The organism is Paenibacillus sp. E194 (assembly GCF_000935845.1).
In the GTDB taxonomy this organism is placed as follows: Bacteria; Bacillota; Bacilli; order Paenibacillales; family Paenibacillaceae; genus Paenibacillus_B; species Paenibacillus_B alvei_B.
The window spans coordinates 1-21,493 of sequence record NZ_JMDX01000008.1; the positions used below are offsets into that span (position 1 = coordinate 1).

A 21,493-nucleotide genomic window follows, 5' to 3' on the forward strand; every position below is an offset into this window, starting at 1 on the left:
AGTAAACTCTCTCCTTTGTTTCGTCATTCGCATGGATGATAGGAGTGTACCGCAGTTGTATGAACCCAATATGAACAGAACATGACAACGGGTCATGTTCTGCTTATACGCTATTTAGGGAATCGGATCATGAATATGGTTCCTTGTCCTACTTCGCTAGACACGCGGATCGTTCCGTTGTGCAATTCAATGATTCGCTTTACGATGGCTAAGCCAAGCCCTGTTCCATGCTGGCTCTGTCCTGGTTCAGCAAGCTCACTGTATTTGTAAAATCGCTCGAAGATATGTGGCAGTATATCCTCTGGAATACCTCTCCCCGTGTCAGATACAACTACGATAATGTCTTCTCCTTGTTGTTTGCATTGTATCCCGATGGTTCCGTGCGACGCAGTGAATTTAATCGCATTCGTTAGCAGATTTGTCCATGCTTGATACAGCAATCCTGTATCTCCCGTTAACATCACGCTATCAAGCTGAAGATCCAGTTCGATGTCTTTCACGTTCCATTGCGGCTCAAGCAGGATGATGACTTCTCGCAGCTGTTCATCCAGTCGGATAGAGGCTTGCTTCATCATCTCGCTTCCTCGCTCCAAGGAGGCAAGCGTCAGCAATTGCCGACTTATGCCGGATAACCGCCGCGACTCATCCGCAATGATGTGCAAATAGCGCCGTTCTTGTTCGGGCGGCAGCGGGTGATCCATGAGCTGCTGCGCTAATCCTTGGATCGAAGTCAAGGGAGATTGAATCTCATGGGACACATTCGCGACGAACTGCTTCTGTACGGCGTCCAGTTGCCCAAGAGCTTCAGCCATTACGGTGAATCGTCTTGCAAGCTCACCAATTTCATCATTGCGGTGGAGATCCAGCTTAACTTCGTAATTGCCTTTTTCCAGTTCCATAGTGGCTCGGGTTAACCGCTGCAGCGGCTTAACGAGATAGCGTGTCTTCACGGAAATGAGCACTAGGCTGATAACGAAGGTAGAGACGAGTAGCACCGCAATGAGAACACGCACTTCTTCAGTCTGCTGCACCATATCTGGGCGAATGAACAGAGCGTGCTGCACGCCATTAACTGTGAGCGGGATACCGTGGCTCAAGGCAAGTCGATTCTCGAATATAGCGGGGACGAAGAAGCTGCTCCATGCTCTTTGCTGAAGCATGCCGCGATACGTATTCCCTTGAAGAACGCTGTCAATCGCTTCAGGAGCAAGATCAGCATGCTTGAATGGTCTGCCGAATGTCTTCACATGATGATCAGGATCGATAAGGTACAGCTGATAGCCCAATTCAGCGAGATTCGTTAACGCCTCGTCAGCCGTGTCTTCACCAGACGATAACATGTTGTTCATGCGTGCCAGTGCTTGCCCAACCTTCTCCATCTTCTGCTCGTAATGACTGGAGATCGCTTGATTGTGCGCGATATTCGCAAGAAAGACGCCGCATACGAAGCTGATGAATACGATTACAGCTGAGAAAAACACGATTCGGGTATACAGTGTCTTCAAGGTTCAAGAACCTCCAATTTGTAGCCAAGGCCTCGGATTGTAGTGATTCGGAATCCACTTGCATCCTCAGGAAAACGCTCCCGCAGACGCTTAATATGCACGTCAATGGTTCGGCTGTCTCCTTCGTAGTCAGTACCCCATATCCAAGCCAGCAGCTGTTCGCGTGTGAAGATGCGCCCTGGATAGGAAGCAAGCTGCGCTAACAGCTCAAACTCCTTGCGGGGAAGAGTCAGTTCTTCGCCGGAGGCTGCAACGGTATAGCTCTTGCGGTCGATAGTTGTTGCACCAAGGCGTATGAGGCTGTCAGATACGATCTGATACCTCCGAAGCAGCGCCTTCATGCGGAATAGCAGCTCCTTTGGCTCGAAGGGCTTCACCATATAGTCATCGGTGCCGGCTGCGAAGCCTTGCTCCTTATCTTCAAGTTCGCCGAGCGCGGTGAGCATAATCACCGGGATATCATATTGCTGTCTAATTTCGGCGCATAATGTCCAGCCATCCTTCAGCGGCATCATGACATCTACGATCGCAATATGAATGGTTTCCTGCTCCAATAGTTGTGCTGCAGCTTGTCCATCACTCGCGTCGAACACATGATACTGCTCAGATTCGAGCACAAGCCGCAGCATCGTTACAATATTCGGGTCATCATCCGCAACGAGTACATGAATGATCAATGCGATTTACCTCCATTCCAAGGTGGGGAGTGATCAGGTCTAATTATGAGGGGAGAAGCACAAAAATCCCTGGAGCAGGCGCCAAGCGCGAAGTCCAAGGATTTTGCCCCATTGTCCGTCTTGCGGGAGTCGATCAAGTCTTCCTTGATGATCAGAACTGACAATTATAAAAACGTCTTGTTGATCATGATGGAGATCAAATAAAAACAAAATACCGAAAACAGCCAGCACGCTGTTCCAAGTACCCGTCTATGCTTTCTCCAAAATTGAAAACCGATCGCAAGTATACCTACATTGGCAAGCACGAGTACGACAGACATAGATACGATCGCAATCCAGTACAACGCTTCATATACAGCTGCAGTTGACATGACGGTCGCTCCCATCCTTTATATCCATCCATTATTATCCCTTATACGATACCATCCCAATCTTGAAAAAGACAAGCACTATGCGTCCACTTGATCTAGTTTTGTGCAATTCAGGCACATGCCATGGACAATCATACAAGAATCGGATGGGAGCCATGAGTATGTATAAGTATTAAGGACGAAAGGGGAGTGGCGAATGGAAGGCAGACAGTTGGCCAGCAAATGGTTGAAAACCGCGGCGCTAATATCGGATTCACGTGTAGCAGGGCATATTCCGGCAACGCGTATATACAATACGTCTAATCTCCATGAAATGTTAAACATACACGGCTTCGTCGTCATCAAGCCTGTCGTTGGTTCTGGCGGTGCCGGTGTTATTAAAGTAACGAAGAGCGGATCGACTTATCGATATACGTATCGGGCCAATACACGCAGCTTTGGAGATTTCGATGCCATGGTGCGATCATTGTCTGGTACGAAAAAGAAGCGTACCTACCTGATTCAGCGGGGAATCCATCTAGCTACGATTAATGGAAGACCGATCGATTACCGGGTTAAAGTAGTGAAGTCAAATGGCAAATGGGGTGTACGCTCGATGGTTGGGCGCTTGGCGAGAAGAGGCTTGTTCGTGACGAACTTGTGCAAAGGAGGTACGATGGTAACCGCAGCACAAGGAATTGCAAGATCGCTCTCTGGACAGAGCGTCCGCGCCAAGAAGAGTAAGATGAGATATTTGACACGGATCTGCACATCGCTATTAGAGAGGAAATATCCGGGGATTGGCCAGCTCGGCTTTGATTATGGCATTGATCGCTCCGGTCATATCTGGATATTTGAGGTGAACACAAGACCACAGTAAGGGTCAGTCAGCGTGGGTGGTAGGATTTGATAGATTAGATTTACTAGAGATTGTGAAATGATTAAACATTTTTATTAGCAAAACAATCCAAAAAGATGTGAATAACCATATCCACATCATCCCCACTGATAGATAGCGTTTTTTGACGTTTATCAACAAATTATTCACAATTTTTCCACAAACGCCTGTGGATATTGGAACGCTTGTTCTGCTTTCTGAGGCCGTGATATGATGAATGCGGCAGGAAAGTTTAGGAAAGGTTGTGATGCAGATGGCTTTGCTTTCCGATGAACTGCTTATTGATTCCTATGAGCAGGCAATCAGGCTCCGATTGGATGAAGAATTCATCGCGTTGCTGCTTGAGGAAATGAAAAGGCGCTGCCTTTGTCCGACCCTCTTCCGAATACCGGTGTGCACATAGATGACCGGCATGCCGAGGCTTTACTCCCAAGCCAGTCCGTTCACATAAGTGGTTGCGTGGCAGTGCTCACAATAGATTATATGCAGGCACTGCATGGATACAGAACTAGATACAGAACTAGATACAGAACTATCATCCAGCATCGTTTGATGGGATACGGAATCGTCTGGCTGATATGGGGCGTAAGGTCCAACATAATCTTCCAGTTTGCCGCTGTCAGTGGTTGGGTTCAAACAGTTCGGACATTGAATTTCGGGACTGATCATGCCGTTGCATAGTGGACAAACATGAAACAAGGGTATCCTCCTCCGTTAGATAAAGATGTTGGAGATAGGATACCCTTTCTTTCGTTTATTTAGTTACATTTTCATGCTGCTGCTGTGTCCAGGAGACAGCTTAGCTGATGGATCAATATACACCTTAGCGTTATTGATAGCGGTTGGCGCCTCGCCAAAACCGACAGCGATGAGCTTAAGCTTGCCTGGGTATGTCGTAATGTCGCCAGCAGCGAACAAGCCTGGAATGTTCGTCTCCATACGGGAATCAACAACGATGGAACCGCCTTCGATGTTCAGGCCCCATTCAGATATTGGTCCGAGGGAGGACACGAAGCCGAAGTTGACGATAACTGCATCGACATCGAGTTCCACCGCTTCTTTGGATTTGGTATTAGTCAGCGTTACGCGCTCAATACGACTAGCATCTCCATGCAAAGCAGTAATTTCTGTAGGCGTAATCACTTGAACCTTGGAATTCATCAATTGCTCAACACTATGTTCATGCGCGCGGAATTTGTCGCGGCGATGAATAAGTGTAACTTGTTCAGCAATAGGTTCCAGCATGAGTGCCCAATCGACAGCAGAGTCTCCGCCGCCGCTGATCAGCACGCGCTGGCCTTTGAACTGCTGCAGATCGCTAACGAAGTAGTGCAGGTTCGATTTCTCGTATTGGGCTGCTTCTGGCAGCTCCAAGCGGCGTGGTTCGAATGCACCTACACCAGCTGTTACGATAACGGATTTTGCGTGATGAACGCTTTTATCTGTAGTAACGGCGAATAGACGCTCGTCGAGCTTCTCTACTCCCTGAACCTTTTCTTCCAAGCGAACATCAGGATTGAAATGTTCCATTTGCTTTTTCAAGGAATCAACAAGTTCTTGCGCTGTTACTTTCGGGAATCCGGCAACGTCATAGATGTACTTTTCCGGGTATAATGCTGCTAATTGGCCTCCTAGTTGAGGCATGCTTTCAATAAGACGAACGGAAGCTTGTCGCATGCCGCCATAGAATGCAGCGAACATGCCGGCAGGCCCGCCCCCAATAATTAAAATATCTACTACATCTTGTTGTGATACAAGTTGTGAATTCAAGGCTGAGCACCTCCAATGGCGATGTCTGACCATGTGATCATGGTCATTGTGTGTTTTGGCACATCTATCATTATAAACCGTGCTCGACAAGAAGGAAACCGTACATTTTCCAGGGTTTTCGATATAAATGTGAAATTTATCAAAATTAAACGCTTTCATACATCGTTCAACAAAAAAGGTGCTTGTAATTTAATTGGAAACTCGATATCATTGCAGTTGAATTGTATGTAAATTGTCGACAATTTGTCGATGTTGGACATAATGCGATGTGCACATAATTATGGTTCTATCTGAATGAGTTACTTTCAATCATTTGGATCATAATAAAAATGATTACCAGTTGTATAATGGATCGGTATCTAGATTTCGTTTGTTGTTTTTTGTGGGGTTTTTCACAACTTCACAAGATTGATGTATATACGCGGGTTTCTAGAACGAGGGTATTCATATTCAAGTTGTAACATGTTATTACCAACCTATACAAAATGATTGACCCGATTTGGAAGGAGCTAATGAAAGATGAGTAACATTCCTAAAATCGTAATCCTAGGCGCGGGTTACGGCGGCATCATGGCAGCGCAACGTCTTCAGAAAGAATTAAACTATAATGAAGCAGATGTAACATTAGTCAGCAAACATGACTATCATTACTTCACAACTCATTTGCATATGCCTGCTGCTGGTACGGATTCCTATGAGAATGCTCGAGTGTCTATCTCGAAGTTGATCGATGAGTTCAAAATTGACTTTGTGAAGTCTTCGGTGAAGGAAATTCGTATTCAAGATAAGAAAGTCATTCTTGAGGACGGAACTTTGTCTTATGATTACTTGGTGATCGGTGTTGGTGGGGAGCCTGAAACATTCGGTATTCCTGGACTTGGCGAGTATGCGTTCAGCATTCGCAGCATCAACTCTGTTCGCGTAATCCGTGAGCATATCGAACATCAATTTGCTCTATATAAGCAAGATGAGACTCGTGCTGAACGTCTGAATTTCGTTGTAGGTGGCGCAGGCTTCACAGGTATCGAATTCATTGGTGAATTGTCCGATCGTATTCCAATGCTGTGCAAGCAGTTTGATGTCGATCCCAAATTGGTCAATATTTATAACGTGGAAGCGGCGCCAACAGCACTTCCAGGATTCGATCCTGAGCTTGTTGAATATGCAATGGACGTGTTGAAGAAAAAAGGCGTTACATTCAAGCTGGCAACAGCGATCAAGGAATGCACACCTGAAGGTGTTCTACTTGCAACTGGAGAAGAAATCAAGTCTTCCACTGTTGTATGGACAGGTGGTATTCGTGGTAACCGTCTCATCGAGCAAGCAGGCTTCGAAGCAATGCGCGGTCGTGTGAAGGTTGATGAATTCTTGAGAGCGCCAGGTCATGATAATGTCTTCATTATTGGGGACAACTCGCTCATGATTAACCCGGCAATTGATCGTCCATATCCGCCAACAGCGCAAATGGCGATGCAGCAAGGTCCGGTATGCGCAAGCAACATCGTTGCTTCGATTCGCAACCAGCCGCTTAAGAAGTTCGAGTACCACAACAAAGGTACAGTTGCCTCCTTGGGTAAAGGCGAAGCGATCGGCGTAGTGGGCAAGAAGAAGCTGAAAGGCTTCTGGGCTGCTCAATTGAAAAAAGTCATCGATATCCGTTGGTTGTTCATCATTGGCGGAATTTCTCTTGCTCTTCGCAAAGGTAAATTCCTGTAAGAAGAACGTGACCAGTTTTACGGTTGAATGGTTTAGATCATAGTATTAAATCAAATATATGCCGCTGCATCTCTGGTCTTTGTGATCGGGGATGCCAGCGGCTTTTTGTTTGCTGCCATATGACAAGCAGAGACGCAAAAGGCCTGCATGATCGCAATCATACAGGCCTTTCGATGCCAGAATTGGCATTCCATATAGATGAATCTTAATATCTTATCTTAAATTTTCATCATATCATTCAGGGTATCTGGTGTAAGCAGGTTGCCTACATAGAAGGAGCCGAACTCGCCGAAACGGGCGCTCACTTCGTCGAAGCGCATTTCATAAATGAGCTTCTTGAATTGAAGCGGATCGTCACTGAATAACGTAACGCCCCATTCCCAATCATCCAGACCTACGGAGCCTGTGATGATTTGCTTCACTTTACCCGCATAGCCTCGGCCGATCATGCCATGGCTGCGCATCATATTGCGGCGCTCCTCCATGGACAGCATGTACCAGTTGTCGGCCAATTCACGCTTCTTGTTCATTGGATAGAAGCAGATGTGCTTGCTCTGCGGCAAGGTTGGCTTCAGACGCGCGATAATTTCCGGATTCTCCATTGGATCTTCGGTCGATCCTGGCTTCGTCATATAATTGCTTAATTCAACGATGCTGACATAGGAATACGTTGGTGTTGTAAATTGAGCGAAAGACGTTTTATTCAGCGCATTTTCAAGCGCGTTAAGCTCTTCGAGTGTTTCACGAAGGTGGAAAATGACAAAGTCGGCTTTTTGGCCTACGATGCTGTATACGACAGTGCTGCCCTTCTTGTCTGCTTCCGTTTCGGACCATTCCGACCATAACGTTTGCAATTCCTCAAGCGCATGCGCACGCTCTTCATCGTCCGCCTTTTTCCATTGAGCCCAGTTGATCGTACGGAAATCATGGAGTGCATACCAACCGTCGAGCGTTAAAGCTGCTTCATTCATATCGCATTATCCTCCGTTATCGTAAAAGATTGTGTACCACAACCACTTTTGTGTAAATCGCCATACTAAAGTCATTGTAGCATTATTTGCAGCGCATTCAACTATGAGGTGATAAATGTCACTGAATGTTCGTTGATTTTTGGCCTTGGTACAAGTACACTAAGACTATTCAGGAATTAGCGAAATATGGATATTTAATTGGATAATAATAGATTGTGCGAAGCGAAGCAGGAGGCGGGTTGCAACATGTTGGGCTGGATAATGGTCTTCATATTAATGGTGCTATTCTTCGTGATGATGTTCGGCATAGGCTTTATTCTGAACATGCTGATGAAGACAACGTGGTTCCCGATCGGCATCTATTTAGTCGTATTGCTGCCGGCAATGGTCATTATGCTATGGAAGCAGGATGTATCGATTATGGGCAATTTGGCGGGCATCGGCTTGCAGGGATATTTAACGGCGATAGCTGGACTTGCTGGGGCATATATTAGCGGAAAAACGATTCATTTCTTGCGCAAGAGCGGGTATCAGATGTTTTAATGTAAAATTGTACTTGATAAATCTGAGCAAATTGGCATACAATGATACAGGTCGCGTCAGAACTTTTCGATGCGTAAGATTTTATTCGAATGAAAGGGCAAGGTATCTACTGCGATGGAGAACTAATCTGATCTGATAGAAGTCATTTTGACAGCTTTATATTTCAAAATGTACGTTCAGAGAGGATAGGTCTGCCCATTTTCGCAGATTGATATCGGCCGTTATATTTTAGCTTGCATCATTCATCACTTATTTTGTAATGGAATAACGCACGGTGCTGCACTTGTACTCATTACCTCAGTGTCAATTTTGAATGAGGAGATTCGGGGAGTGACGTATCGCTGCTTAGAACGGATTGCTGTGGCATACGTGTATAGACACGTGCATTGCATACTTGTTCGATTCCATACCATAAGTGAAGCGCAGGCTTGCAGCCGTATGCACACTATCCTCTCTGGGTTACCCAGGGAGGTTTTTTTATGACTAACAACCATATAGCACAATTCAAAAATAAATCGGGCCATCTTGTATTGGAAGCCCATCAATTGGCAGCCTATGTTGCCGATCGCCGCTTGTTCCGCACAGACGGTTCTCTTCGCATTTATGCAGGGGATCGTATCGGACTTATTGGCGCCAACGGAGTCGGAAAGACGACATTACAGCGTATATTGGCTGGCATGGTAGAGCCGGATGAAGGAAACGTAGTCTGCAATGTGGTAACATCCTTCGTGCCACAGCTGGATGATGTGCGGGAGGAAGAAGCAGAGGAAGTGACATTAAGCGGCGGCGAGCGGACAAAGCGTCGATTGAATGAGGCCATGAACGCAGGTGCAGGATTGTTGATGCTCGATGAACCGACAAGCCATTTGGATGTGGAAGGAATGGAGTGGCTTGAGGATCGAATGATCGAATATTCCAGAACCGGCGCTTTATTGTTCATTTCGCATGACCGAACGCTGCTCAATCATGTGGCAACGAGAATCTGGGAAGTGGAGAACGAACAGATTCATGTCTTTACTGGCGGGTATGAGGACTATCGTAGGGAAAAGGAACGACTGCGGCTGGAGCACCAACGCTCGTATGACAATTATGTCGCGGAGAGAGGCCGATTGCAGGAAGCGATTGTAGAGAAGAAGGAACATGCAAGTAAGGTCAGCAGGCCTAAGAAGGGGTTGACCAGTAAGGAGATGAGGCTTGCGCGTCCACACTTCAATCGCAAGCAGGCGAAGGTAGAGAAGACGGTTAAGGCGATAGAGAAGCGCCTTGATCAGCTGGAGGTCGTGGAAAAACCATTTGAGCAGGTGCAGGTGTTGTTCAATGCGGAGTGCCATGCTCCGATTCGCAGCAAGCAGGCTGTGGAGGTTCAAGGGCTTGCGCTGCGTGCAGGCGACCGTGAGTTGTTACAGAGCAGTTCCTTCAGCATTCGGCCGAATATGCGTGTCGCTTTAATCGGTTCGAATGGAGCTGGGAAGACAACCTTACTCCGTCGATTGGTGGAGGCATATGAGCTGAAAACTGCTGTCGAGCGGGATGTGACGATGGAGGAAGGACGAATTCGCTTCTCCCCTAGTGCGCGAATGGCGTATTTTGATCAGAAGCTGTATGCCTTAGATCTGCAGGCCAGTGTACTGGATAATGTATTGAAGTCGAGCGCCTATGATCAGACGATGGTGCGGACGGTATTGGCTCGGCTTAGACTGCGCCGGGATGAGGCGTTGAAGCCGGTATGGCAGCTGAGTGGGGGCGAGAAGGTGAAGACACAGCTCGCCAAACTGTTCATGAGCGAAGCGAATATGCTTCTGCTTGATGAGCCAACGAACTATTTGGATATCGACACGCGCGAGGAACTGGAACGTGTGCTGCTGGAGTATCCAGGCACGATCCTGTTCGCAACGCATGATCGCATGCTGCTGAATCGAACGGCTACCCATACGATTGTGTTCCGTGGCGGCGAGCTGGAATGGATGACGATTGAAGCATTTCGTGAGCGACAGCGCCCTCGACCTGCTGAGGCAGGAGGCTCTTCAGAATTTGTACCTGCACAGGAAGCTCTGAAAAATGAACAATCGCTCACATCGATGTCGGCTGAGGAGCGATTGAAGCTGGATCTGGAATGGGCGGACTTGATGGGACGTTTGTCTGCTCCGCGCAAGGGGGACAACATCGAAGAGCTGGAGCGGCAATATACGGAACTGCTTAAGCGGCGCAAGCAGCTATAAGCAAGGAGCTTAACAGTTCGTAATTCGCTAATCGGGCATGACTTTATACTATCCTAGCCAATGCAGTGAAGCATACCCAACCAGAACCTCCGAAGCACCTCCTTGCAGGTGCTTCGGCTTGTGCGTGCAATGGACGGGACTTTACCGTGATCAATGAAAACGTTATGATGGAACTATTATACATCTTGTACATTCACATACTATTCGACCCAATGCTTGGGCATATAAGGAGGAAGAAGCATGTTGTTGCAATTTCCAAAACCTGATGTTGAACAATATTTTCAATCGACAGTCATTCGTCAGTTCACGGTGAGCCTGGACGAGACAAGGCTTATATTCAGCAGCAACTTGAATGGTCATTACAACTTGTGGGCCATAGATTTGAATCAAGGCAAGCCATCATTCCCATATCCATTAACTTATAACGATCAAGTAAGCAATTTTATCTCGATTGATCCGCAGCAGCGTCATATCCTATGCGGCTTCGACAGAGATGGCGATGAGAACTATCATATGTATGCGCTTCCGACAGAGGGAGGCAAGCCGCTGCCGTTGCTTGAGGCAGATGAGAAGGATAAGTTCTATTTTGCACATTTGTCTGATGACGGGGAGCGTATCTATTATTGTACGAGCCGGAATAACCCGTCCTTTTTGAATGCTCGTGTATACAATCTCCGTACGAAGCAGGATGAGCTGCTTATTGAGGGGCAGGATGCTCTGCATCAGCTGGAGGCAGTAAGTCCGAGTGAGAAGCAGTTCGTGTATGCCAAGTCTTACGGCAACACCTATCAAGTTTTCTACGTACGCACGGAAAAGGGAGATTTCCCTCTTATTCCTCAAGCTGGGGCGGATGAGGTGCACCTGAGCTTGAGTGCGGTCTTTGTCGATGAGGATACGGTCGCCTTCTTGACAGACTACAAGGCAGAGTTCGCTTATGTGGCTACCTACCATATTCCTACCCAGCAATATGCTGAATTGTGCCGAATTAAGCATGAGAGCGGCATGGAACTCAAGTGGCATAAGGATACACGGATGCTTTATCTCGTGACAGAGGACGGAGTAGAGGATAGATTGTACCGTATTCCTCTTGATACAGGCACGCCAGAGGCAATCGAGATGCCGACGCCAATCTTGAATCAGCTTCACGTTGCGAAGTCGGGAACCTTGTACATCCTTAATCGTGGTGCGGTTACACCGACCAATATCTATAAGCTGGAAGAAGGCACAACTTGGGTTCAGCTTACGCAAAATATGCCGGTTGGTCTGACATCTGAGCAATTAGTTGATCCTGAGGTTGTGACCTATTCTTCCTTCGATGGAATGGAGATTGAGGCTCTATTGTTCCGTGCGAAGGATGAACTGGCGAACGGTTATACGATCTTTTGGCCGCATGGCGGGCCTCAGTCCGCAGAACGCCGCTTTTTCCGCAGTATGTTCCAATACTTCCTTGCACAAGGGTACCATGTATTTGCACCGAACTTCCGCGGCAGCACGGGCTACGGCAGTTCCTTCGTCAAGCTTGTCGAAGGCGACTGGGGTGAAGGGCCGCGTCTCGATTGTGTGGCAGGGATGGAGTGGTTGTTCGAGCAGGGCATCTCTTCGAAAGAGCGCCTCTTCGTGGTAGGAGGCAGCTATGGCGGTTATATGACGCTTCTGCTAGCTGGACGGCATGCTGAGTACTTCCGAGCTGCTGTCGATATTTTCGGTGTCAGCAACTTATTCACGTTCTACAATTCCGTACCGGATCACTGGAAGCCGATCATGGGGCAGTGGATAGGTGATCCAGAGAAGGATAAGGAGCGCTTCATTACGGATTCTCCGATTACGTACTTGGAGAGCATGACGAATCCGATGCTGGTTATTCAAGGGGCGAATGATCCTCGCGTTGTGAAGGAAGAGTCTGATCAGATTGTAGAGAAGCTTCGCCAGCTTGGGCGCGAGGTGGAATATATTGTACTGGATGATGAAGGTCATGGATTCTCTAAGAAAGAGAATGAGATGCGTGTCTATCGAGGCATCGTCGAATTCCTGAAGCGACATCATGAACAAGAAGCGGTGTCAGCAGTTGCAGCAGGAAATGTCGATTAGCAGAACGTTAATAACGGTCATTGCCATCTATTAAAACGAATGGTTTACATCAATGTGCAGCGTACTAGAAATGAGGTTATAGGCAAGTGACTCAGGAAGAAGTATTAACAGGCGGCAATGTGAATCATATTGTGCGCATGGCGAACACGGTTCGCCGCCCCACAGGCTACTGGAGTCCGTATGTACATGAACTGCTGCTACATTTGGAGCAGCAAGGTTTTGATGGGGCGCCAAGATTTCTCGGAATCGATGATTCTGATCGTGAAATCTTGTCATTTATTTCTGGAGAAGTTCCAGGGAACAATTACCCTGACCTTGAACCATACATGTGGTCGGACGAGACGCTTGCAGGTTTGGCGCGTCTTCAGCGTCGTTTCCATGATGCGACAGAAGGGTTCGTTTTCCTAACAGGGGGCAAATGGCAGCTTAGCTATTCCGATGAAGGCGAGCATGAAGTAATCTGTCATAATGACGCTGCATTGTATAATGTAGTCTTTCAACAGGAGACGCCTGTGGCGCTAATTGATTTTGACATGGCTGGCCCTGGTCCGCGTATGTGGGACATTGCGTATTCTCTATACACATCGGTTCCGCTTTCCAGTTTCGCACCGGATCATAGTGTTGGTAATACAGTAGAATACCGAGCAGATATGCACGCTGTAGAGCGCCGTCGGCGAATTCATTTGTTTTTTGAAGCGTATGGTATTCCGGTGCCTAACGATTTGCGGCGGTGGATTATTGAGCGTTTGACTGCGCTGTGCCATACATTGAGAACGGGTGCCGCTGATGGAAATCCTGCCTTTCAAAAAATGGTGGAAGAAGGACATTTAGCGCATTATGAAAGCGAAATTCAGTTTGTATCTGATCATTTCGATGAGTGGGTATCGGATTGAATAAAGTATTACACAATTCAGGAGCGTTCATTGAAAGCGATCGATCGCCTTTTAACATGATTTTTTCTGAGCGGACAATCATGAATTATGAATGGAATTACATTCATATTCCGACTTGCGCAGATGAGCATATAAATTGCTCTCTGCGCTTTTTTTGATGCTGTTTGCGATCGGTATAGCGTGTCTTTTTTACCACGATTTTGTCGGACGAGCGAACCCCATTTATGTTACAATAGGTGGACTGATAAGAGCGGAAGGAGAGAAAGATACGACGATGCGGATGTCGAATATGCACCATTTTACAGAACATCATCGTTATGTGACCTACCGGGAATTTAGCTTAAGCGAGTTGGATCAGAAGATGCTGTCCCATGTGTATCAGCCAATGGTGGGGGCATTTGCGATCGGCATGTATCAGCTTCTCTGCCAGCATGTAGCATTGGACAAGACGGGATATTCCGCTATAGATGCGCAGCGCCGGTTGTTCCTGCTTCTTGGATTGGAGCCAAGTGAGAAGGGGCGTACTTATTTCATAGAGCAAGCCTCCAAGCTTGAAGCTGTAGGTTTGTTGAACACGTCAAGAGTGATGCTGCCTGATATGGATGATTGTATGTATGAGTATGAGATGCAGTGTCCGCTGTCTCCGAAGGAATTTTTCGAGACGCAGCATTTGACTCTTCTCTTGCGGGATAAGGTCGGCAAATATGCGGTGCTATCCTTGCGCCAGCAGTTTACGACGGATGATCCCTATGAAGGAGTCGCCTCCAATATGCAGCGGGAGAACATATCCGTTCCTTTCTATGAGCTGTTCCGATTAAATACGCATGTCATTGATTTCGAGCTGGAACAGGCGCTTCAAGAAGTAGCCCCGAGCCGAACAACAATTTCAGATTCCGATCCAGAATCCGTTGACATCAATTATGCAGATATTATTATGCGGTTCCCGAAGCAATCCTTTAATCGGAAGTTCGTAGAACAACTTCGATACAATAAAGAAAGTATGGGCACAATTAATTACGTTGTCCGCAAGTTCGAGCTGACTCTGCAGGAGCTGTGCCGCTTGCTGGATGAAGACGGTGTCTTCTCGCAGGATGGGATAGTTGCACTGGAGGAACTTCAGCACCGAGCCCACCTTCACTTCCGTCAGAACAAGCGAAGAAGCGAACATCGCGAGCGAGTGCAGCATCGGATTGAGCAGAAGGAGCAAGTGAAGGAAGAACATGAAGAGGAAGTCGCGGTGCAAATGGAATTCTATGTAGAAGTGCCGCCGCAATTCCGTGATAAATGCGATATTCATCAATACAATATGCTGCTTCGCAATACCCCGTATACGCAGCTGCTTGAGAAGTTCTTCCCGGGTGCTGTTCCGGACTCATTCCTTGATATGTTTACCAAGATGGACTTGAATTATAAGATGCCTGATGAGGTTATCAATGTTCTTATTCATTATTTGATGACGATGCTGGTAAGCGGATCGGAGCACAGATTGAACCGGAACTTCGTTGAGGCGATTGTGTCCAATATGCTGGTCAAGCAGATTCGTACGTATGAACAAGCAGTTACGTATACGCGTGAGCAGACGCAGGTGAATGGAGCAGGCCGAACACAAGCCTCTCGTGCAGATGCAAGCAGACAGCCTCGTTCGCGCAATCGTTATAATAACAAAGCCGCCAAGCCTTCGATTCCGGTCGTGCAGCCTAGTGGAGCGGGAGCTGGATCAGGATTGTCACCCGAGGAGTTGGAGCGCGCACGTGAGTTAGCGCGACGTTTGGACGAAGGGCGCGTATAATAAAGCTATATCAGAATGGAGGTGCGAAGTATGGAATCAATCGGAGATATATTGAAGCAATTGCCGGTTAATGCCCGCAGAGCTCATGCGGAACAAAAAATTGAAAAGCTGCTTACTGATCCGCAGGTCATGCAATTTCGCTCCAAATATCCAGAGCTGACGGAACGCGACCTTCGCATCAATATGAACAAGCTGTATCAGTATGTAACGGAATATGATCATTGTTCCCATTGTCCGGGCTTGGATCAATGCCCAAATGACTTCCATGGCCATTACACGATGTTGAGCGCTGACAACTTGAATGGGCACAATTATATCTATGATCGGAAGGTGCCCTGCAAGAAGCTGCTGGCAAGTGAACGCCAGCAGGCGATTCATAATCGAGTACGCTCCTTCTATGTGGACGAGACTGCATTGAAGCGGGGGTATTCGGCATCTGAAATACTGGAGAATGATATTGAACGGACGCCTGCTGTTTTAAGCATCATTGAATATATTGAGAAGACGAAGAGCGAAGGCTTAATGCCAGAGGGATTATATCTCGTAGGATCGTTCGGAACCGGCAAGACCTTCTTGATGAGCTATGTATTGTATGAGCTTGCCCGTGCCAACTATACGGGGGTTATCGTATATATGCCTGAGTTCGTGGAAGAGCTCAAGTCGATGTTCCAGGAGCCGCAAAGGCTGCGGGAGACCATTGAGATGATGAAGGAAACTGATCTGCTCGTGTTCGATGATATTGGTGCTGAGAATATAACGCCATGGGTTCGGGATCATGTGCTTGGCTCGATCTTGAATTATCGGATGAACCGCAAGCCTACGTTCTATACGTCGAATTATGATATGGAAGCCTTGCAGAAGCACTTTAGCTTCACGCGTGAAGGTGAGGATGTCCATAAGGCCGAGCGACTGATGAATCGGATTGCTCCATTTGTCAAAGAGGTGCACGTACAAGGTCGGAACAAGCGTGGAAAGTAAAGACGATAATCCAATGAGTGTTGTATACGAGCTTTGTTTCAGTGGCTCCATACAAATTACAATAAAGCCCGGTCGCATCTAGTGCGAGCCGGGCTTATTTCACGAGCTGTGGATACCACTGTGGTGCGTTCCATGAAGGGAACGCACCGTAGCCAGGGTTAGGAGATGATGAACTTCACGATAACCATGCCGAAGAAGACAACCGTCATAAATCCGGCCATTGCACCGAACCCGAACATCAGATCGGAGAAATCGTTGCGCGGTTCCTCGTTCACATGCTCACGCGGATCAATTGCTCTCGCTTCCATCAAGGGGCCTCCTATCTTACATGTCTGATGCAATGACGTATGTCATGGCAACGACAGGTATTTTCACCCAATTTCTTATCGTTTTTAGTATACCGAACTGCGTCGTTACTGTAAAGACAGCGCTCTCTTAGGATGTGACAAATTGGATGCAAAAATGAGGTGCACATTTCACATAAAACCTTGAACTGTGGTATACTTTACATGTTGACTCAAATTGTAAGCTTCTCACATAAAGGAGGAACCAAATATGGCTATCGTTAACGTATCCGACCAAACGTTCAAGACTGAAGTTGAAGGTCAGCAAGGCGTTGTATTGGTCGATTTTTGGGCGCCATGGTGCGGCCCTTGTAAAATGCTTGCTCCTATTCTTGATGAATTGGAAAGCGAAGTAAACGGTCAAGCGACTGTTGCAAAAGTGAACGTGGATGAGAATCCTGAATCCGCATCTCGCTTTGGCGTAATGAGCATCCCTACAATCATCGTGTTCAAGGACGGCCAACCTGTTGATAAGGTTGTAGGCTTGAACTCCAAGGATGCATTGAAGAACTTGATCAGCAAGCATCAATAATCGAGTTTGTCCACAGAGGACAACCTATAGAAGGTCTGTTCTGTTGCGGAACAGCTTGAATGAGCTTGATGTGTCGAAGCGCAAGCTATAGATTGCCAGCCCTTCCCGTTGTGGGAGGGCTTTTTCTTATGTCTCCGCTCGTATACAATAGGATCATATATTCGTATTATAGAAGAAAGGGGGAGGACGATGAGCGAAATAGACAACAATCAATCCAATTGGCGGGCAGTTCGCTGGAAGGAGCGTTGGAACGAACGTTATTCAACGGACGAGCAGCAGGAGCTGTCTCCAGAGGAGCTTGCAGAACGGGAACAGGCATTGGAACGAATACGCAATAAACTGGCTCTGCTTCCTGATTCGCCGGGATGCTATCTTATGAAGAATCATGAGGGAACCATTATTTATGTCGGTAAGGCCAAAGTGTTGAAGAACCGAGTGCGTTCTTACTTCAATGGCAGCCATGATGGCAAGACGCAGCGGCTGGTCTCGGAAATTCGCGACTTTGAATATATCGTCACTACCAGTAACATGGAAGCCCTCATTTTGGAATGTAATCTAATTAAGCAGCATCATCCTAGATATAATGTGCTGCTCAAGGATGATAAGACGTTCCCATATATTAAAATTACGAATGAGCGCCATCCACGGCTTGAGGTTACACGTCGTGTGCTGAAGGACAAAGCGAAGTATTTCGGCCCATACCCGAACTCCTTCGCTGCAACGCAGACGAAGAAGCTGCTTGATCGCTTATATCCGCTACGCAAGTGCAATACATTGCCGGATCGAGTGTGCTTGTACCACCATATTGGACAATGCCTTGCGCCTTGTGTATACGAGGTAACAGAGGCACAGTATGAAGAGATGGTGCAGGAGATCGCGAAGTTCTTAAGCGGTGGACATGAGGAGATTAAGAAGGAACTGCAGCGGAAGATGGAAGAAGCTGCTGAAGAGATGCAATTCGAGCGTGCTAAGGAATATCGGGATCAGTTGATCGCGATTCGTGCCATTATGGAGAAGCAGAACATTAATACGTCTGATCAGCTTGATCGCGACGTATTTGGCTTTGCCGTAGACAAAGGCTGGATGTGCGTTCAAATTTTATATGTTCGACAAGGCAAAATGATCGAACGGCATGCAACCAAATTCCCATTCTATGGGGAACCTTATGCAGACTTCATGTCGTTCGTTACCCAATATTATAGTGAGAACCCTGCGCTGCCGAAGGAAATACTGCTCCCTGATTCGGATCGCCTTGGACTATTCTCTCGCGAGGAAGATGGAGGAGAGAAGGACTCGGGCAGCTTAGACTCTGATGCCGGTGAGAATGCGCAAGATGCTGCAATTCAGAATGAGCATGAACCTATGCAGGCGGAGTCTATCGATGAGGAAGCGGATAGCGGCACAGATGGCAGTATAGCGGGTGCTGAGGAGCTTCAGCAGTGGCTGAATGTCAAAGTGCACATTCCGAAGCGCGGGCTGAAGAAGCAGATGATATCGATGGCGATGGAAAATGCGCGTGTTGCGCTCGATGAGAAGTTTAAGATGCAGGAACGGAATGAGGATCGTACGTTGCGTGCTGCTGAACGACTCGGAGAAGCGCTTGGCATCGACAATGCCCGCCGTATTGAGGCTTTTGATAACTCGAATATTCAAGGCTCAGACCCGGTATCGGCTATGGTGGTCTTCATCGACGGCAAGCCCGCGAAGAAAGAATACCGGAAGTACAAGGTACGCACGGTGCAAGGGCCGGATGATTATGAAACGATGCGCGAGGTCATCCGCAGACGGTATGAGCGGGTCTTGAAAGAACAGCTCGACATGCCTGATCTGATTATTGTGGACGGAGGAAAAGGCCAGATGTCCGCTGCCCTTGATGTGCTGGAGAACGAGCTTGGCTTGACGATACCAGTGTGCGGTCTCGTGAAGGACAATAAGCATAAGACAGCGCAATTAATGGCCGGCGATCCGCCTGAAATGGTGGCATTTGGACGAGACAGCCAAGAATTCTATATGCTGCAGCGCATTCAGGAGGAAGTTCACCGCTTCGCAATCTCATTCCATCGGGAGCGGCGTGCGAAGTCTATGGTCGCGTCAGCGCTCGATTCAATTCCAGGTATAGGCGAGAAGCGGCGCAAGCATCTGTTGAAGCATTTCGGATCATTAAAGAAGATTCGCGAGGCTTCGATCGAACAATTGCGCGAGGCAGGGATCGGAGAGAAACTTGCTCAAACGATTCTGGATGCTTTGCGATCAGATAGTGCTCAGCTGGCACCTGATGGACTCCTAGATTCAGAGGATCAGCCGGATGGAAGCGAGCGTGAGCATGATTCCGAACAATAGCGCTAATTAGCCTCGATGGTATGTGCTGAATGCTCTAAAAAGATCGACGATATAAGAAGTATGCATCATGACTGAGGCCCTGGCTCACTGGCTTCCTCAGTCATGTTTTTTTGTAGAAGGCTCTTCGAATGAAGCAGAAAACTGCCGCATTATCTCGTCTCCGCTGGCTTCATCCCCACGGCAAATACGGTAAAGCCTAACCTTTCATAGTATGAAATGAGTTCTTCTTCACAGAAAAATTGAAGATGCAGGTTATGATTGCTGCACTGCTCCATCAGCAACCGACTGATTGCAGTTCCAATACCTTGGCCTCGATAGTCTGGATGAACGCCCAGCCCACACAAGTACGCATTTATTACCCCATCAGATATGATTCTTCCCGTACCGATCAACTGATCCTCATGATAGGCGTAGATAGCAAAGTAGCTCTGCTGCATCGCCTCCAACAGCTTTTCTTGTGATAACCCCAAATAAATGTTCCATTGAAGATGTTCATACAACTCATATATCTCCTCTGCTGTGGGAAGTTCCGATTCATATCGAATTTCCATAGTACATCTACAACCCCTTTCTCAACTTAGCTAAACGACATACTCCCCGCACATTTACCGCGAGTAATCAAGTGTGATCTTTTTGATAGTGAAACATGGGTGAGTTGATCTTCCTCCTATCAATCTTCTTGCAATCGAACAAAATGACGTCACATTGCAAACAAATACACCCCCACACCTAGATGATCGAGAGGATGTTCAAACAAAGTCCCCCCCAATGAGAAACAGCCTTCCGTGTAAAAACGCTTACATCTCATCTACAATGATACCTACGAGGTGCCCCATCAATTAGGGCTGTGCTATAGAAAGAGCCGATCATCCAGTCTATAACATTATCGTACGGCAGCGCCTGTTGCACTGCAACCTATGATTACGAACAACAAAGAAAGGAACGAAGCCCCTATGGAAATGAGAAAAAAACGATCGTTTTCGCTTCGCATGCATTCAGCCGTGCCTTACTTATTCATTATGCCATGGATAATTGGCTTTCTCGCATTCACCCTCGGTCCACTTATTTTTCTTTCATTATCAGCTTCTTTGATTGGCCAATTGTTGGGGAGAAGACGTTTGTCGGCTTGGATAACTTTATTAACATGTTCACGGATGATCCCTTATTCTGGACATCACTGACGGTTACGGTTAAGTTCGCCATTATATTTGTGCCCGTTAACATTCTAATTGCGCTTGGACTTGCGATACTGCTGAACCGCAACGTGCGAGGCAGTGGATTTTTTCGTACAGCATTCTATGTACCTTCCGTTATTTCCGGTGTTGCGCTGGCGATGATTTGGTCGTGGGTGTATGACGGAGAATATGGAATTTTGAACTATGCCTTATCGCTGATTGGGGTAGATGGGCCGAACTGGCTGAACGACCCGAAATGGTCTCTCGTAGCGATGGTGTTCGCCAGCCTGTGGGGACAGGGTTCCATGATGCTCATTTTCTTGGCAGGGTTGAAGAACATCCCTCGTGAGCTGTATGAGGCATCTGCCATTGATGGTGCAGGGACGGTATCGCAATTTTTCCGGATTACGCTGCCTATGCTTAGCCCGACCATCTTATTTAACTTGATTACAACGATTATTTCTGCGTTCCAACAATTGACGCTCGCATTAGTGTTGACGGGTGGAGGCCCGCTCAATTCCACGTATTTCTATGCGATGTATATGTACGAAAATGCCTTCAAATATTCCAAGATGGGCTACGCTTCTGCGAACGCATGGTTCATGTTCGCGATTGTGCTTGTTCTGACGATGCTCGTGTTCCGCTCATCGTCGGCATGGGTGTATTACGAAGGTGAAATGAAGGGCGGCAAAGGCTGAGGAGGGA

General features: G+C 47.3%; 19 protein-coding genes and 1 pseudogene. 12 read left to right on the forward strand and 8 right to left on the reverse strand.

From position 1 onward, the window contains the following. Positions 1 to 110: 110 nt before the first annotated feature. From AZ66_RS02135 to AZ66_RS30330, 3 genes are all read right to left on the reverse strand, one after another. A complete protein-coding gene (locus AZ66_RS02135) occupies positions 111 to 1,505 on the reverse strand; it encodes a sensor histidine kinase (protein ID WP_044353398.1) in 1,395 nt (464 codons plus the stop codon). Then, positions 1,502 to 2,182 (reverse strand): response regulator transcription factor, encoded by a 681-nt coding sequence (locus AZ66_RS02140; RefSeq protein ID WP_082061411.1) that lies wholly within the window; start codon positions 2,180 to 2,182, stop codon positions 1,502 to 1,504. The genes AZ66_RS02135 and AZ66_RS02140 overlap by 4 nt, the downstream gene beginning before the upstream one ends. 164 nt (positions 2,183 to 2,346) lie before the next feature. Continuing rightward, positions 2,347 to 2,553, reverse strand: coding sequence for a hypothetical protein (locus tag AZ66_RS30330; protein WP_028533730.1), 207 nt, complete (start codon positions 2,551 to 2,553; stop codon positions 2,347 to 2,349). Between the two features lie 196 nt (positions 2,554 to 2,749). Between AZ66_RS30330 and AZ66_RS02145 the strand changes: the two genes are divergently transcribed. Beyond that, entirely contained in the window at positions 2,750 to 3,412 is a 663-nt protein-coding gene (locus AZ66_RS02145; protein ID WP_044353399.1) for a YheC/YheD family protein, read from the forward strand. A 271-nt stretch (positions 3,413 to 3,683) separates the two neighbouring features. Next, positions 3,684 to 3,833, forward strand: coding sequence for a sporulation histidine kinase inhibitor Sda (locus AZ66_RS02150; protein WP_028533731.1), 150 nt, complete (start codon positions 3,684 to 3,686; stop codon positions 3,831 to 3,833). Between the two features lie 20 nt (positions 3,834 to 3,853). Here the strand turns inward: AZ66_RS02150 and AZ66_RS31155 are convergent, their stop codons facing one another. Both AZ66_RS31155 and AZ66_RS02155 read right to left on the reverse strand, forming a co-directional pair. Then, a complete protein-coding gene (locus AZ66_RS31155) occupies positions 3,854 to 4,129 on the reverse strand; it encodes a hypothetical protein (RefSeq protein WP_156159870.1) in 276 nt (91 codons plus the stop codon). 63 nt (positions 4,130 to 4,192) lie between these two features. After that, the gene (locus tag AZ66_RS02155; protein WP_197081640.1) at positions 4,193 to 5,200 is read right to left on the reverse strand and encodes an NAD(P)/FAD-dependent oxidoreductase; all 1,008 of its coding nucleotides are present in this window, start codon (positions 5,198 to 5,200) and stop codon (positions 4,193 to 4,195) included. Positions 5,201 to 5,719: 519 nt separating this feature from the next. Here AZ66_RS02155 and AZ66_RS02160 point away from each other — a divergent pair. Next, positions 5,720 to 6,916, forward strand: a complete 1,197-nt coding sequence (locus AZ66_RS02160; RefSeq protein WP_021258538.1) for an NAD(P)/FAD-dependent oxidoreductase — start codon at positions 5,720 to 5,722, stop codon at positions 6,914 to 6,916. 218 nt (positions 6,917 to 7,134) lie between these two features. On the opposite strand, the gene hemQ is transcribed toward AZ66_RS02160, so the two are convergent. After that, on the reverse strand, positions 7,135 to 7,887 hold the full coding sequence (hemQ, locus tag AZ66_RS02165; protein WP_044353402.1) for a hydrogen peroxide-dependent heme synthase: 753 nt from the start codon (positions 7,885 to 7,887) through the stop codon (positions 7,135 to 7,137). A 249-nt stretch (positions 7,888 to 8,136) separates the two neighbouring features. Here hemQ and AZ66_RS02170 point away from each other — a divergent pair, with 249 nt between their 5' ends. The 6 genes from AZ66_RS02170 to dnaI all read left to right on the forward strand — a co-directional run bounded on the left by AZ66_RS02170 (position 8,137) and on the right by dnaI (position 16,397). Then, complete coding sequence (locus AZ66_RS02170; RefSeq protein ID WP_044353424.1) at positions 8,137 to 8,430, forward strand: YuiB family protein; 294 nt, start codon at positions 8,137 to 8,139, stop codon at positions 8,428 to 8,430. 479 nt (positions 8,431 to 8,909) lie between these two features. Then, the gene (gene abc-f / locus AZ66_RS02175; RefSeq protein ID WP_044353403.1) at positions 8,910 to 10,649 is read left to right on the forward strand and encodes a ribosomal protection-like ABC-F family protein; all 1,740 of its coding nucleotides are present in this window, start codon (positions 8,910 to 8,912) and stop codon (positions 10,647 to 10,649) included. A 243-nt stretch (positions 10,650 to 10,892) separates the two neighbouring features. Further along, a complete protein-coding gene (locus tag AZ66_RS02180; protein ID WP_044353425.1) occupies positions 10,893 to 12,737 on the forward strand; it encodes a S9 family peptidase in 1,845 nt (614 codons plus the stop codon). 86 nt (positions 12,738 to 12,823) lie between these two features. After that, a complete protein-coding gene (locus AZ66_RS02185; RefSeq protein WP_231586699.1) occupies positions 12,824 to 13,630 on the forward strand; it encodes a phosphotransferase in 807 nt (268 codons plus the stop codon). Positions 13,631 to 13,904: 274 nt separating this feature from the next. Then, positions 13,905 to 15,419 carry a DnaD domain protein gene (locus tag AZ66_RS02190; RefSeq protein WP_044353404.1) on the forward strand — a complete coding sequence of 505 codons (1,515 nt, stop codon included), beginning with the start codon at positions 13,905 to 13,907 and terminating at the stop codon, positions 15,417 to 15,419. Between the two features lie 30 nt (positions 15,420 to 15,449). Next, entirely contained in the window at positions 15,450 to 16,397 is a 948-nt protein-coding gene (gene dnaI / locus AZ66_RS02195) for a primosomal protein DnaI (protein WP_021258533.1), read from the forward strand. 158 nt (positions 16,398 to 16,555) lie between these two features. Here dnaI and AZ66_RS31160 read toward each other — a convergent pair whose 3' ends face one another. Beyond that, complete coding sequence (locus AZ66_RS31160; protein WP_005551050.1) at positions 16,556 to 16,705, reverse strand: hypothetical protein; 150 nt, start codon at positions 16,703 to 16,705, stop codon at positions 16,556 to 16,558. Between the two features lie 247 nt (positions 16,706 to 16,952). Between AZ66_RS31160 and trxA the strand changes: the two genes are divergently transcribed. Continuing rightward, positions 16,953 to 17,273, forward strand: coding sequence for a thioredoxin (gene trxA / locus AZ66_RS02200; protein WP_005551049.1), 321 nt, complete (start codon positions 16,953 to 16,955; stop codon positions 17,271 to 17,273). Positions 17,274 to 17,462: 189 nt separating this feature from the next. Next, entirely contained in the window at positions 17,463 to 19,613 is a 2,151-nt protein-coding gene (uvrC, locus tag AZ66_RS02205; RefSeq protein WP_052648344.1) for an excinuclease ABC subunit UvrC, read from the forward strand. Positions 19,614 to 19,762: 149 nt separating this feature from the next. Here uvrC and AZ66_RS02210 read toward each other — a convergent pair whose 3' ends face one another. Further along, complete coding sequence (locus tag AZ66_RS02210) at positions 19,763 to 20,164, reverse strand: GNAT family N-acetyltransferase (protein WP_044353405.1); 402 nt, start codon at positions 20,162 to 20,164, stop codon at positions 19,763 to 19,765. A 402-nt stretch (positions 20,165 to 20,566) separates the two neighbouring features. Between AZ66_RS02210 and AZ66_RS02215 the strand changes: the two are divergent. Next, positions 20,567 to 21,486 (forward strand): annotated as a pseudogene (locus tag AZ66_RS02215) (carbohydrate ABC transporter permease). The last annotated feature ends 7 nt before the right edge of the window (positions 21,487 to 21,493 follow it).